At 59.2% G+C, this 14,552-nt stretch carries 12 protein-coding genes; 5 read left to right on the forward strand and 7 right to left on the reverse strand.

Annotated elements, in window-relative coordinates; genetic code table 11:
• Positions 1-9: 9 nt before the first annotated feature.
• Entirely contained in the window at positions 10-921 is a 912-nt protein-coding gene (locus PH558_RS05415; RefSeq protein WP_285202563.1) for a DMT family transporter, read from the reverse strand.
• Positions 922-1,277: 356 nt separating this feature from the next.
• Here PH558_RS05415 and PH558_RS05420 point away from each other — a divergent pair, with 356 nt between their 5' ends.
• Positions 1,278-3,827 (forward strand): methyl-accepting chemotaxis protein, encoded by a 2,550-nt coding sequence (locus PH558_RS05420; RefSeq protein WP_285202565.1) that lies wholly within the window; start codon positions 1,278-1,280, stop codon positions 3,825-3,827.
• Positions 3,828-3,930: 103 nt separating this feature from the next.
• Here PH558_RS05420 and PH558_RS05425 read toward each other — a convergent pair whose 3' ends face one another.
• Positions 3,931-4,683, reverse strand: a complete 753-nt coding sequence (locus PH558_RS05425; RefSeq protein ID WP_285202567.1) for an MBL fold metallo-hydrolase — start codon at positions 4,681-4,683, stop codon at positions 3,931-3,933.
• Positions 4,684-4,704: 21 nt separating this feature from the next.
• Positions 4,705-5,754 carry a GTP 3',8-cyclase MoaA gene (moaA, locus tag PH558_RS05430; RefSeq protein ID WP_285202570.1) on the reverse strand — a complete coding sequence of 350 codons (1,050 nt, stop codon included), beginning with the start codon at positions 5,752-5,754 and terminating at the stop codon, positions 4,705-4,707.
• A gap of 133 nt (positions 5,755-5,887) precedes the next feature.
• Here moaA and PH558_RS05435 point away from each other — a divergent pair, with 133 nt between their 5' ends.
• The gene (locus PH558_RS05435) at positions 5,888-6,262 is read left to right on the forward strand and encodes a gamma-butyrobetaine hydroxylase family protein (protein ID WP_113408337.1); all 375 of its coding nucleotides are present in this window, start codon (positions 5,888-5,890) and stop codon (positions 6,260-6,262) included.
• 30 nt (positions 6,263-6,292) lie between these two features.
• On the forward strand, positions 6,293-7,492 hold the full coding sequence (locus PH558_RS05440) for a low temperature requirement protein A (RefSeq protein ID WP_095435076.1): 1,200 nt from the start codon (positions 6,293-6,295) through the stop codon (positions 7,490-7,492).
• On the opposite strand, the gene PH558_RS05445 is transcribed toward PH558_RS05440, so the two are convergent.
• Positions 7,486-7,971 (reverse strand): MarR family winged helix-turn-helix transcriptional regulator, encoded by a 486-nt coding sequence (locus tag PH558_RS05445; protein ID WP_285202577.1) that lies wholly within the window; start codon positions 7,969-7,971, stop codon positions 7,486-7,488. The two genes, PH558_RS05440 and PH558_RS05445, sit on opposite strands and share 7 nt — an antisense overlap.
• 45 nt (positions 7,972-8,016) lie before the next feature.
• On the opposite strand from PH558_RS05445, the gene PH558_RS05450 reads away from it, so the two are divergent.
• On the forward strand, positions 8,017-8,982 hold the full coding sequence (locus tag PH558_RS05450) for an alpha/beta hydrolase (protein WP_285202579.1): 966 nt from the start codon (positions 8,017-8,019) through the stop codon (positions 8,980-8,982).
• 56 nt (positions 8,983-9,038) lie between these two features.
• Complete coding sequence (locus tag PH558_RS05455) at positions 9,039-9,647, forward strand: pyridoxamine 5'-phosphate oxidase family protein (protein WP_113408023.1); 609 nt, start codon at positions 9,039-9,041, stop codon at positions 9,645-9,647.
• Between the two features lie 54 nt (positions 9,648-9,701).
• On the opposite strand, the gene PH558_RS05460 is transcribed toward PH558_RS05455, so the two are convergent.
• From PH558_RS05460 to fumC, 3 genes are all read right to left on the reverse strand, one after another.
• Positions 9,702-10,769 (reverse strand): GGDEF domain-containing protein, encoded by a 1,068-nt coding sequence (locus PH558_RS05460; protein WP_285202582.1) that lies wholly within the window; start codon positions 10,767-10,769, stop codon positions 9,702-9,704.
• A gap of 196 nt (positions 10,770-10,965) precedes the next feature.
• Positions 10,966-12,573, reverse strand: coding sequence for a fumarate hydratase (locus PH558_RS05465; RefSeq protein WP_285202586.1), 1,608 nt, complete (start codon positions 12,571-12,573; stop codon positions 10,966-10,968).
• Between the two features lie 355 nt (positions 12,574-12,928).
• Entirely contained in the window at positions 12,929-14,320 is a 1,392-nt protein-coding gene (fumC, locus tag PH558_RS05470) for a class II fumarate hydratase (RefSeq protein WP_095435070.1), read from the reverse strand.
• Positions 14,321-14,552: the final 232 nt, after the last annotated feature.

The following is a 14,552-nucleotide window of genomic DNA, read 5'->3' on the forward strand; positions in this document are numbered from 1 at the left end:
ATATCGACCTCAGGCGGGAACGCGGGGTTCTGATTCCTGCGCGACGGGCTCGGCCGCCCGCCGTTTGCTTTCGCGATAGAAAGTATAGATGCCCGAGGCGATGACAACAGCAGCGCCGAAAACAGACCATCCGTCCGGCACTTCGCCAAAGGCGATCAGGCCGAGCAGGGCCGACCAGATGAGACTGAGATAGCGGAACGGCGCGACGAAAGAGATTTCGCCGGTGCGCATGGCCAGGATAACGCTCTGGTAGCCGATCAGCACCAGGATAGAGGCCAGCAGGATCTGCAGGAGCGATGTCGTGCTCACCGGCTGCCAGCCGCCGAAGGGGACGATGCACAATGCGCCGAATATGGAAATGGAAATAGCGGTGCAGAGCGTGACCATCAGTGACGGCACATTCTTGTCGATACAGCGTGTCGCCAGATCGCGGGCGGCGGTCGCAAACATGCAGGCGATTGCAAGGAGGGCAGCCGTCGTGAATCCGTCCCGGCCGGGCCTGATGATGATCAGCACACCGATGAAGCCGACGGCAATGGCCGTCCATCGCCTCCATCCTACAGGCTCCTTCAAAAAAATCATCGCGCCAAGCGTCACGGCAAGCGGCACTGCCTGCTGGATAGCGGAGGCATTGGCGATCGGCATCATTCCAAGGGCAGTGATGTAGGTTGCCGCTGCCAGAGCTTCGCAGGCGATACGTAGCGCAATCATTGGCTGCAGGATGACGCGCCAATTGCGCAGGGCACCCATTCGTCGAGCGAGCAGGTAGACGAAAAAACTCGTGAACAAGCCGCGGATGAAGATGATCTCGCCTGCGTTCATCGTGACGATGACCGTCTTGGACAGCGCATCGCTGCAGGAGAAGCCGGCCATGGAGGCCGCCATGAAGAGCGCGCCCTGCGTATTCTTGGTCAGTCGCATGAGAAAGATGAGTCCCCCGATATACTCGTCTGGATTAGCGCCGTTTTCGACAAATTGGAATCGGCTGTGTTTCGGCCGAGGTCGAAATCGGTTGAGTGGCAGTCAAATTCCATTGTGCATTGCGGGAGATTTGTCAGTCATCGATGTAACTTTTTCGCGCTATGGTCGCGGAATGATACAATGGTTGCATATTTTTTGCCGTTGCAAAGGCTTTTAGGTCGGGAATTAATGCTTATTCAATCTTATTTCCCGAGGCTCTCAGCGGTTTTGCATGAGGCAGAAGCACCTACCGCAGCGCAGCAGGAATGACGATCCCGCCTTCGCTGGAGATTTTTATAATCCAGTTGAGGCGCCGTATGTTTTTCATTGATCGTCTTTTGCAAGGCCGCAGGATTGTCACCAAAGTCCTTATTTTCGTGGTGCCTCTGGTGGTTCTCATCGCTGGCGTCGGCCTGGTGGGCTATCACACGGCCAATATTCTGAACGGCCATATGACCGTGACGCGCGCCACGATCGAGAATATCAGCGATTTCGAGAACCTGCAGGCCGCCCTGCAGGAATTCACCGGGTCGCCTTCGGAAGAGACACGCCAGGCGCTGGCCGACAAGATAGACGCGCAGGAACAGGGCGTGCGTCGCTTAAGCGGGTTGCTCAGTGACGATCAACGCGCCAAGATCACTCCGGTCACCGAGCTCGCCGCCAAGATGCGCACGCAGGAAGCGACGCTCTGGTCCATCAGGCAGAAGCAGGATGGCGATATCCAAGCCATCCAGAAGGCGGTGCAGAATATCGAGGCGACCGCAAAGGCCGCCGGCAAGCAGATCGACATCATCCGCAAGGATTTCAGCGACAAGGAAACCTTCGCCAAGGAGCTGCTTTACGATGCTGCGGCCTATAAGGGCCTCTCGGAAAAGATGAGCAATCTGCGCATCCAGGTGCAGATGGCTGCCGACTCCACCGAGGAGATTTCAGACGCGCGCACCTATGCGGACGCTATCCTGAAGCAGGTGACGGTTTCCCAGGCACTCGTTTCCAAGCGCGGCGCCAGCCTCGTCGCCAATGCCTCCGATGCTGCCGACAAGCTCGATGCGGTATTGAAGGGCTCCGGCACGCCGGACCAGAAGGTCGAGGCGATGGGGCCGATCTTGCAGAGCTTCGTGAAGATCGAAGGCGAGATGACCCTGCAGTCGGCCAAGAACAGCGATACCGCCGCCGATCGTTTCGTCAGCCTCGATAAGATCATCGATGGCCAAAAGGAGCTTCTGGATCATGTCGATCAGGCGCTTAGTCTCGTCGATCGCCTGATATTGCATGCCTCGCGCATGGAAAACGTTCGCGATGCAGCCTCACGCGAACCGGTACTTGCGGATCTCAAGGATCTGCAGAGCATAGCTGCAAGGATTTCGGAGCTCGGCCCGACCAACGCCACCATGCGCGATTTTGCGGCTCACATGAAGCCGCTGATCGAGGGCTTGACCAATGGATCGGCCGATCTGCTGCAGACGGCAGCCGACTGGAAGACGACGCGTGTTCAGTCCAACACCTTGCTCGCCGATGCGATGACCTCGCTGCGTGGCTTCGTTGCTCAGGCACAGGAACTTGGCAAGGAAGATAGCGAGCGTTCGGCCAATGTCTCGGTCATCGCCATGATCGTCGGCACGCTGCTTGCCATCATCGGTGGTCTCATGCTTGTGGAAACCCTGCGCGGTCCGCTGAAGCGCGTTGCCGACGTGATGACGCGCCTTGCAAGCGGCGACCTGGAAGTCGCGATCGACGGCCGCAATCGCGGCGATGAGATCGGCGACATGGTGCGCTCCGTCAGCGTCTTCCGCGATGCCGCGCTTGAAAATGTCCGGCTGGAGCGGGAAGCCGAAAGCGCCCGTGCGCTCTCTGCGGAAGAGGCTGCCCGTCGCGCCGCCGAGCGTGCCCGCATCGAGGCCGAGCAGAAGCAGGCGCTCAATGCGCTTGCCGACGTTCTCGCCAAGCTTGCCGACGGCAATCTGGAAGAGGGCATGCGCGAGGACCTTTCGGCTGATTTCGTGGAAATGGCCTTTACGTACAATCACGCCGTCGAAGCGCTGCGTGAGACCCTGACGGACGTTCGCTACACGGCCGAGGAGATCAAGGGCGGCACCGGCAATCTTGCCATGTCGGCCGACGACCTCGCTCGGCGCACCGAGCAGCAGGCGGCCGCCCTCGAGGAAAGCTCGCGGGCACTGCATCGCCTCAGCGACGTTGTGCGCTCGACCGCCGATCGTGCACGGCAGACGGCGACCTCCGTCAACGAGACGCAGGCCTATGCGACCCAATCGGGCGAAGTCGTCGCCAAGGCTGTGGGCGCGATGAGCGAGATCAACCGTTCGTCGGAGAAGATCGCCACTATCATCGGGGTCATCGACGAGATCGCCTTCCAGACCAACCTCCTTGCTCTGAATGCCGGTGTCGAGGCAGCCCGTGCCGGTGAAGCCGGCCGCGGCTTTGCTGTTGTCGCTCAGGAGGTGCGTGAACTTGCGCAACGCTGTGCCAATGCGGCGAAGGAGATCAAGGGCTTGATTTCCGCAAGCTCCACCCAGGTGCGGAACGGCGTTCATCTGGTCGAGCAGACCGGCGCAGCCCTGACCGAGATCATCAACCACGTCACGGGCGTTCAGAGGCTCGTTGCCGACATTTCGTCGGCGACCACCGAGCAATCGACCGGTATCGAGGAAGTCACCCGCGCGGTTTCCGAAGTCGAGCTGATCACGCAGCGCAACGCGGCGATGGTCGAAGAGAACAATGCGGAGATCCATGGCCTCCGTCAGCGCGTCGACATGCTGTCCGAAAAGATCGATCGCTTCCGCACCGGCGATGGCGAGGTGGAGTATGCAAGCTATGGCAGTGCGGATGCGCGCTACCGCGCTGCGTAGGGCTGCATCGATAGAAGACCATCATGAATCGAAAAGCGCCGGGCCAATGGTCCGGCGCTTTTCGATTGAAGCTTGCTATCGCGACTGATGAATTGCGAGCAAATTACTGGCCGAGATGGAGCGTCTCACCGTCAGCGGGAATGAGCAGCCGCGAGGGATCGAGACCGCCTGCCTCCGCGGTTTGGCGAAGATCCTGGCGCGTGATGGTCGCGTGATCGAGTGCTTCCATGTGAGTTGCGACGATAGTCGCTTGCGGGGCGAGGCGGCTGACTTCGAGCGTCTGTTTGTCGTCCATGACGATCAGGTCGCCATCCCAACGGGCGCCACAGGAATGGGTGACGATGATATCGGGGGAGAATTCACTGATCGTTTCGACGACCGGAGGGTAAAGCACGGTATCACCAGCCCAATAGACAGTGGGTTCGCCGGCAGCTTCCAGCGTGAGGCCGATGACCGGTCCCATTTTCTCCACCACTGGCCCGACACCGTGGCTGCCCTGCCGCGGCGTGATTGTCAGCCCTTGCCAAACGATCGACTGCGTGAGCGGCGTGACGTTTGTGAACCCCGCGTTGCGGATACGTCCTTCGTCACCGGGTTGGCAAAGAATCGGCAATGTTTTCGGCACGCGCTCCTTCGCCACGGCATCGAAATGATCGGTATGGAGATGCGATACGATCACCAGCTCGACGCCCTGGAGAATGTCGTCGATCGAACGCGGCAGTTCCGTCATCGGATTGGGAGAGCGGCCGGTGAAGGACGGGAGACTGTGGCGCGGTGCAAAATAAGGGTCGATCAGCAGAATATGGCCGCCATAGGTGACCTTCAGCGTCGCATTGCGAATAAGCTCAAGCTGCATATTTGATGTTCTCGGTGGGATTTAGCCGCCGGTGACGCTCATGTGGCGACCGACTGCCGGACGGTTGTGCGTGCGGTCGATGATGAAATCATGACCCTTCGGCTTGCGGGTGATGGCTTCGTCTATCGCGGCATGGAGCAGGGCGTCATCCTCGCTCGCGCGCAGTGCCGTGCGCAGGTCGGCTGCATCGTTCTGCCCGAGGCACATATAGAGCGTGCCCGTGCAGGTGAGCCGCACGCGATTGCAGCTCTCGCAGAAATTATGGGTCATGGGCGTGATGAAGCCGAGGCGACCGCCGGTCTCTGTGACTTCGACGTAACGGGCAGGGCCGCCCGTCTGGTAGGGAATGTCCGTCAGCGTGAACTGACCCTCGAGATCGGTGCGCAGCTGGGAGAGCGGGAGATATTGATCGGTGCGGTCTTCGTCGATTTCGCCCATAGGCATGGTCTCGATGACGGTCAGGTCCATGCCGCGACCATGCGCGAACCGGAGGAGGTCGGGAATTTCGGTATCGTTGAAGCCTTTGAGCGCGACGGCATTGAGCTTGATCTTCAGACCGGCTTTCTGCGCTGCGTCGATGCCTTCCATCACCTTGGAGAAATCTCCCCAGCGGGTGATCGTGCGGAATTTATCGGGATCCAGTGTATCGAGCGACACGTTGATGCGCCGGACGCCGCTATCGTAAAGCTCTTCGGCGTGGCGGGCGAGCTGCGAGCCGTTTGTCGTCAGGGTCAATTCGTCGAGCGCGCCATTCTGTACGCTCTCGCCGAGTTTCCGGACCAGAAACATGATGTTCTTGCGCACCAGAGGTTCGCCGCCGGTGAGCCTGATCTTGCGCACGCCCTTGGCGATGAAGGCGGAACAGAGCCGGTCGAGTTCTTCGAGCGTCAGCAGATCCTTCTTGGGCAGGAAGGTCATGTGCTCGGCCATGCAGTAGGTGCAGCGGAAATCACAGCGGTCGGTGACGGAAACGCGCAAATACGTGACCGCGCGCCCGAAAGGGTCAATCATCGGGTTCTTGTCCGCAGCCAGCGGCGAGGCGCCGCCTATCGTACCAACAATGCTATTCACTCAAATCTCCATCACACTGCTAATGTGTGCATAGGCGATTGTTGCGTCAAGGAAAATGCCTTTCAATTATGCTTGCGTGTGGACGTGTGGCGGCATAATTCTCGGAAAGACGCTGAAAGACATGGGAAAATCGATGAGTGACGTTTGGCCGACCGAATTGCGGGTCTCGAAGGATCGCCATCACCTGCTGGTGACGTTCGACAACGGTGCGAGCTTCGACTTGCCGGCCGAGATGCTGCGCGTGCTGTCCCCCTCCGCGGAGGTCCAGGGACACGGACCGGGCCAGAAGGTTACCGTACCGGGCAAGCGCAATGTCGGCATCATGTCGATGACACCGACCGGCAACTATGCCGTTCGCATCGGCTTCGACGACATGCACGACACAGGCATTTTCACATGGTCCTATCTGCGTGAGCTTGGAGAAAAGGGCCAGGAGCTTTTCGCGGCCTATGAGGCTGAGTTGAAGGAAAAAGGTCTCAGCCGCGACCCGGTTGGAAAGCCGCACTAGCAAATTCCGGTAACAACAGGGGACGCAAGCATGATCCTTGGGGGTAGGGAAAACTGGCTTCGCGCCAAGGGCAGCAAGAACGAGAGCAAGGTTTCCTTCGTCGAGCTGTTTTTTGATCTGGTCTTCGTTTTCTCGATCTCGCAGCTTGCGCATGCGCTGGCCGAGCATTTCACTCCACTAGGCGCGCTCGAAGCCATCATGCTGATCTTCGCCGTGTGGTGGGTCTGGGTTTTCACCGCCTGGGTGACGAACTGGCTCGATCCGGATCGCATGCCGGTGCGTATCATGCTGTTTACGCTGATGTTTGCGGGACTTATCCTTTCTGCCGCCATTCCCGAGGCTTTTGGCGAGAAGGCAATCTTCTTTGCCGGCGCCTACGTCTTCATGCAGGTGGGCCGCTCGCTGTTCACCGTCTACGCCCTCAAGAATGCCAGCGCAGCCAACCATCGCAATTTCCTGCGCATCACCAGCTGGCTGATCCTGTCCGGCATTTTCTGGATTTCAGGCGCGCTGATGGAAGGTGAGGCTCGTATTATGCTTTGGCTGATCGCTCTCGTCATAGAATATTCGGCCCCTGCACTCGGCTTCCAGGTACCCGGGCTTGGCAAATCGACGACGGCGGACTGGAATGTGTCGGGCGCGCATCTGGCCGAACGTTGCGCACTCTTCATCATCATCTGCCTCGGCGAAGCGGTGCTGCAGGCCGGCAAGACCTTTGCCGAGCAGCCGGTGACGCCCTTGATCGTCGCGGTGTTCGTCATTGCTTTCGTCGGTACGGTCGCCCTTTGGTGGATCTATTTTCAATTCGGTCATGAAAGGGCGGCTCATCGCATCGAACATGACGACACGCCCGGCAGCCTCGCGCGGCAGGCATTCACCTACGCGCATATTCCGATCCTCGCCGGCATTATCCTGAGCGTCGTCGGCGACGAATTCCTGTTCGCGCATCCCCGCGACGCGGCCGACATGCACGCCGCGGCTGCCATTCTGGGCGGACCGGCGGTCTTCCTGCTCGGAAATCTGTGGTTCAAAGGGGTGACCACCGGCCGGCCGCCGCTATCGCATATGGCGGGCCTTGTCGGGCTAGCGCTATTGTTGCTTACCTTGCCAATGGTCGTGGTCTATCAGCTCGGCATTCTGGCGACGGCCGTGCTCGTCGTCGTTGCGATCTGGGAATTTGCCTCGTTGAACCGGGTCGTTCCGTCCGCACGTTCGACTGGCGATCATTGATCGCCAATGGGCTCCAGCGGTTCACGCTCTTCCTGCATCAGGAGGCTGACGACGCGCTCCATATGCACAGTGATCGCTTCGCACTCTTCGATCGGCGCATCCGAGAGCATCCGGTCGATGAGCGCGGTCTGGATGGTCATGGCTTCTTCCGTCACGCGCCGCCCTTCGTCGGTCAGGTAGAGGCGGAGCACGCGCTTGTCGAGACGGTCGCCCCGCCGTTCGATCAGTCCCCGCTTTTCCATCTGCGGCAACAGCATGCTCATGTTGGAGCGGCCGACCAGTAGCTTGCGAGCGAGTTCCTGCTGGGAAATGCCTTCAAAGCGAAACAGGTTGACGAGAATGTCGAGGTGCGGCGGCTTAATGTCGAGATGCACTAGTGCCCGTCCAAGTGATTGTTGCATAAGCTGGCACGCGCGCGCCACGGCGATCCAGCTTCGAAAACGCGGGTGGTCCCAAGGAAGGGATTGATTTTTGTTCATCGTTGTACTTTATTGTTCATAGTTGAACATTATCGGATTCCCACTATGCCATCCTTTGCGCTCAAGGTCACCCGGTCGGGTCTTGCCGGTCTCGAAAGGCTGTCTCCGCGGCTGGCCGGCAAGGCAGCTTTCCGGATTTTCTGTCTGACGCCATCGCGTCGGCCGCGCGGTTCGAAGGCCAAGGCGGCGCATATGGAGGGCAGACAGCGTCTTCTCGCGGCAGAGCAGGTGATTCTGCCGTTTCCGGGCGGCCGTGCGATGGCTTACCGTTTCAACGGTGGAGCCAAGGGATCGCGCAAGCGCTATCTCGTGGTCCATGGCTGGGGCTCCAGCAGTGAATACATGTCCGAACTTGCTGCTTTCCTTGCGGATAGTGGGGCAGAAGTGATCTCCCTCGATCTTCCCGGGCATGGTCGCTCGGGCGGGCGGTTCTTGAATGTCCGTTTGGCCGTATCCGCGATTGCCGCGGTGTCGGCGCGCTTCGGAGCCTTCGATGCCGCGATCGGACATTCCTTTGGCGGTGCATCCCTGACACTGGCATCTGCAGGCTTTCTGCCTGACATCGAGCCGCTTCGGCCGGGCAAACTGGTGTTGATCGGCGCGCCAAGCGCCATGGGCTGGCTCTTTAAAGATTTCGGCCGCCTGATGCGGCTTGGGCCGGCTGCACAAGCGAGCCTAGAGGACGAGGTTCGCCTGATAACGGGCAGGACGCTTGCTTCCTATGACCAGAAGCACGGCCGGCTCGATCCGAGCCGGCCGGTTCTCGTCATCCATGCCGAGGACGACAAGGAAGTGAGCCCCGAGCATGCGCGCAGCTATGCCGCCGAGGGTGCGCATGTCCGTCTCTTCTGGGCCAACGGTTTCGGGCACCGGCGCATTGTGAGTGCCGCACCCGTGCTTGACGCCATCCAGAGCTTCCTTGCCGAAGACCTCGATGAGGAAAATCCGCTCGAAAATCGTGACGGTACGGTGCTATCGTTTTACCGAACTCCGCTGCGTCGCTCGTCATAACTATATCTGCGCCGCCTCGGATCTGAGTGGATTGCCATAGAGAAGCGTGAGGCCGCATGCACATCGTCACATCCGTCGAGCAACTGAAGCAGCTCTATGGCGACGCCGGTGAAGCGTCGATCACCAAGGTCACGAGCGTCCTGACACCGCTCTATCGCCGAATGATCGAAGCATCACCATTCATGGCGCTGGCAACGGTCGGGCCTGAGGGGCTTGATTGCTCACCGCGTGGTGACTTGGGCGGCGTTGTTCGTGTGGAGGACGAGAAAACCCTGCATTTGCCGGATTGGCGCGGCAACAACCGCGTCGACTCTCTCGCGAATATCGTGCGCGATCCGCGTATAGCGCTGATGTTTCTCATTCCGGGATCGAATACGACGATGCGGCTCAATGGCCGGGCTGTCGTCTCGATCGAGCCGGTCCTGCTCGACAGTTTCGAGATGGATGGCAGGCATCCACGCTGCGTTGTCGTCATCACGATCGAGGATGTCTATTTCCAGTGCGCGCGGGCGGTGATGCGGGCTGAGCTGTGGAATACGGAACGGTTCGTCGACCCGGCAAGTCTGCCGAGCCCAGGCATGATGCTCAAGGCTGCAAAGGCCGATTTCGACCAGGAAACCTATGATCGTGAGGCGCCGGTGCGTGCAGCGAAGACGCTATGGTAAACAAGCCACCAGCATGCCTGGGAAAGCAGCGCCGGCAGTTGGTTGGCTTTGCTTCTAATTCTTGTAGATGAGCCAACTTTTGGTGAAATCCTTCTGCATGCCGTCCTGATAGACGCTGCTGCAATTGCGGCCGGCATTTTTGGCGCAGTAGAGCGCCAGATCGGCCTTGTTATACAGCTCTCCCGAATCGGCTGCTTCCGAAGCCATGCAGATGCCGAGCGAGAGGGTGATCGGACCATAATCGACCTTGGTGCGGGAGTTCTTGAATGGCGTCGCCTCAAGAGTGCGACGTATGCGTTCGCAGACTGTTGTGACATCTTCGACGCTGGTTGCTTCCAGAATCAGGGCGAATTCTTCCCCGCCGATACGCGCAACGAACACATCGCGGCGCACATTGGCGCGGATGACAGAGGCGACGGTGGCGAGAATCTTGTCGCCCACCGGGTGGCCGAACGTATCGTTGACCCGCTTGAAGTGATCGATATCGGCAAGGACCAGCGCCGTAGTCGGCCGGGTGAGCCGGTTATCGAAGATGGAGATCAGCCGGTCCTCGAAGGCGCGGCGGTTGGAAAGCCGGGTTAGCGAATCTGTATTGGCGATGCGCTTATATTCGTCCAGCTCCTTGCGGACCAGATCCATCTCCTGGCTGCGCTCGACGACATGCTCGACGGTCTTTTCACCGTGAGCCATCGTATCGCCGGTCGCTGCGGCGAGCATATCGATGGCGCTGCGCAGCAGTTCGGCGCTGTTGTGGCTTCTGGAGCTTATGCTTTGGCTGGTTTCGCCGAGCAGGCGGTTATAGCTTTCGAGTGTTGTCTGTTCCTGACGCAGGGCGCGCAGGACGGCATCGAGTTCGCAGGCGAGGCGGGTATGCGCTTCATCGAAGACGCGACCCGCATGATGCGGAAAATATTTGGCGCCGATTGCGTCCAGCTCCTCCTGGGTGGCGTTTTTGCCCAGAGCCGCCAGTTCACGCGTGAGAGTGAGGTTGGAGCCGATATAAGCTTCATAGAAAAGTTCGTAATTGCGCGGAATAGGTGCGATCCCCATGGATCGCATGGCGTATGTAATCTGCCCTGCCACGTCGGGAATTTGCGCCTTTGGCGCAATCGCCGTACTCATCGTGAGCTCCGTAACATGTATTGGTTAAATCCCTTCTTTATCTACGCAAAGATTCTTTGAGAAAATATTAAGGACGTGATTGTGAAAAATCCTCTGTGATTACGGTTTTATTCGGAAATAATTGCAATTGAAGGATGGTTTTACAGAGGGGGTGCTGATGCACCCCTTTCGATATGTTCGATCGCAGGTGGTTTTTCTATCCCAGATTGAGTTCCTGGAAGAAATCGTTGCCCTTGTCGTCAATGACGATGAAGGCGGGAAAATCCTCTACTTCGATCCTCCAGACGGCTTCCATGCCGAGTTCCGGATATTCGAGAACCTCTACCTTCTTGATGCAATCCTGGGCAAGGCGTGCTGCCGGACCGCCGATAGACCCCAAGTAGAAGCCGCCGTATTTCTTGCAGGCTTCGCGCACGGCGCGCGAACGATTGCCCTTGGCAAGCATGACCATGGAGCCGCCGAAGGACTGGAACTGATCGACGTAGCTGTCCATGCGGCCCGCGGTCGTCGGACCGAAGGAGCCGGAAGCATAACCGGTTGGCGTCTTTGCCGGGCCGGCGTAATAGATTGGATGGTTCTTCAGGTATTCCGGCATGCCTTCGCCCTTTTCCAGGCGCTCGCGGATCTTGGCGTGGGCAAGATCGCGCGCCACGATGATGGTGCCGGTGAGGGACAGGCGCGTTTTGACGGGATGTGCCGATAGTTCCGCCAGGATATCCGCCATCGGTCGGTTGAGATCGATGCGGACCATGGATTCCGAGAGCTTGGCTTCATCGATCTCGGGCATGTACTTGGACGGATCGGTTTCGAGCTGCTCGATGAAGATGCCGTCGCGCGTGATCTTGCCCTTAGCCTGGCGATCGGCAGAACAGGAGACGCCGAGGCCGATCGGCAGCGAGGCGCCATGGCGGGGCAGGCGGATGACGCGGACATCATGGCAGAAATACTTGCCGCCGAACTGGGCACCGACGCCGAGGCTCTGCGTGAGCTTGTGGATTTCCTTTTCCATTTCGATATCCCGGAAGGCGTGCCCGCTTTCGGAGCCTTCCGTGGGAAGACAGTCGAGATATCGCGTCGAGGCGAGCTTGACCGTCTTCAGGTTCATCTCGGCCGAAGTACCGCCGATGACGATGGCGAGATGGTAGGGCGGACAGGCTGCTGTGCCGAGCGTCAGGATCTTCTCTTTCAGGAAGTCCAGCATGCGGTCGTGGGTCAGCAGCGACGGCGTGCCCTGATAGAGGAACGTCTTGTTGGCCGAACCGCCGCCCTTTGCGACGAAGAGGAATTCGTAGGCGTCGGTGCCTTCCTCATAGATATCGATCTGTGCGGGCAGATTGTTCTTGGTGTTCTTTTCCTCGAACATCTTGATCGGTGCGAGCTGCGAATAGCGCAGGTTCTTCTTCTCGTAGGCATCGAGCACGCCCTTGGCGAGCGCTCCGCTGTCGCCGCCCTCGGTCCAGACGCGGCGGCCTTTCTTGCCCATGATGATGGCGGTGCCCGTGTCCTGGCACATCGGAAGCACGCCGCCGGCGGCAATATTGGCATTCTTCAGCAGATCATAAGCTACGAAGCGGTCGTTATCGGTAGCCTCGGGATCTTCGAGGATCGAGGCGAGCTGCTTCAGGTGGCCGGGGCGCAGCAGGTGGTTGATGTCGGCAAAAGCCGTCTCAGCGAGCAGGCGGATGCCCTCGGGCTCGACGGTCAGGATTTCCTGGCCCTTGAACGTGTCGACGGAAACATAATCGCCGGAAATCTTGCGATAGGGGGTTGTGTCGTCGCCGAGGGGAAACAGATCGTCAGCCATATGGGAAACCTTTCAAGCCGGATGGCGGGATGTTTGGAAACGATCTAAATCCGGCTTGCAGCAAAAGCAATTGCTTGGCTCAGGTCGGCATTTCAAAATGGGAGATTGTCGACGGGGGATGCGCAGAACGGGTGAGTCTTTTGATGCTGAAGCTCTGTGCCCGGCCCCTCACCCTAGCCCTCTTCCCGCTTGCGGAGAGAGGGGACTTGTTCCGCATTTGCAGCACCGACTGAAGCTACTGATCTTGCGCGATAAACTCCCTCTCCCGCAGGAGCGGGAGAGGGTTGGGGTCAAGGGGCCATGCACATGGTTGCGGCATTGGAGGTCTATACCTGGCAATCGCTGAAGGAGGAACTTACTTCGGCCCGATCATCGTCTCCGGCCGGACGATGGCATCATATTCTTCCGAGGACACCAATCCGCTCGCCAGGGCTTCTTCCTTCAGGGTCGTGCCGTTCTTATGGGCCGTCTTGGCGATCTTGGCGGCGTTGTCGTAGCCGATCTTCGGGGCGAGCGCCGTTACCAGCATCAGCGAACGTTCGAGACCGGCCTTGATATTGTCCTCGCGCGCCTCGATGCCGACGACGCAATTATCCGTGAAGGAGACGGCGGCGTCGCCGAGCAACTGCACAGACTGCAGGAAATTATAGGCCATCATCGGATTGTAGACGTTGAGCTCGAAATGGCCCTGGCTGCCGGCAAAGGTGATGGCTGCATTGTTGCCAAAGATGTGGATGCAAACCTGCGTCAGCGCCTCGCACTGGGTCGGATTGACCTTGCCCGGCATGATCGACGAGCCCGGTTCGTTTTCCGGCAGCGCCAGTTCGCCGAGACCGGAGCGCGGGCCAGAGCCGAGCAGGCGGATGTCGTTGGCGATCTTGAACAGTGCAGCGGCGGCGGCATTGATGGCGCCATGGCTGAAGACCATGGAATCATGGGCGGCCAGCGCCTCGAACTTGTTCGGAGCAGTAACGAAGGGTAGACCAGTGATTTTGGCGATTTCGTCGGCGACCTTCTCGGCAAAGCCGATCGGCGCATTGAGCCCGGTTCCGACCGCAGTGCCGCCCTGGGCGAGTTCGCAAAGACCCGGCAGGGTCAGCTCGATGCGCTTGATCGACGAGGCGACCTGGGCGGCATAGCCTGAGAATTCCTGGCCGAGCGTCAGTGGCGTTGCATCCTGCGTGTGAGTGCGGCCGATCTTGATGATATGGGCGAAGTCGGCGACCTTCTTTTCCAGGGCCGCATGCAGGTGCCTGAGCGCGGGCAACAGGTGATGGACGATCTGCTCGGCGCAGGCAATGTGCATGGCCGTCGGATATGTATCGTTTGACGACTGGCTCATGTTGACATGGTCGTTCGGATGCACGGGCTTCTTCGAGCCCATGACGCCGCCGAGCATCTCGATCGCGCGGTTGGAGATCACTTCGTTGGCATTCATGTTCGACTGCGTGCCCGAACCGGTCTGCCAGACGACAAGCGGGAAATGATCGTTGAGCTTTCCGTCGATGACTTCCTGCGCCGCATCGACAATCGCCTTGCCGAGACCCGGATCCAGTTGGCCGAGCTCCATATTGGCGCGTGCGGCCGCCTGCTTGACGATGCCGAGGGCGCGCACGACCGAGAGTGGCTGCTTCTCCCAGCCGATCTTGAAATTGCCGAGCGAGCGCTGCGCCTGCGCGCCCCAATAGCGGTCGCTGGCGACTTCGATCGGGCCGAAGGTATCGGTTTCGGTGCGGTTGGACGTCATCTTCGTGGTCCTGCTTTCCATTGAGACAGATAGCAGCCATATAGGTGCGAACCGTGCTCATGAAAACATCAAAGCGTCATTCATGACTATTGTCATCATGTTTTCAGCGCGATCGTCGGGCGTGCCCTTTTTAACACGCTCGGCATATATTCGCGGAGGCACATTTTACGCCCCTCAAAAAGCCAGGGAAATTTCAATAAAAGATTAACCAATAATTTCATAATTCGGTGTG

It is taken from the genome of Rhizobium pantanalense, from assembly GCF_030182525.1.
Lineage (GTDB): Bacteria > Pseudomonadota > Alphaproteobacteria > Rhizobiales > Rhizobiaceae > Rhizobium.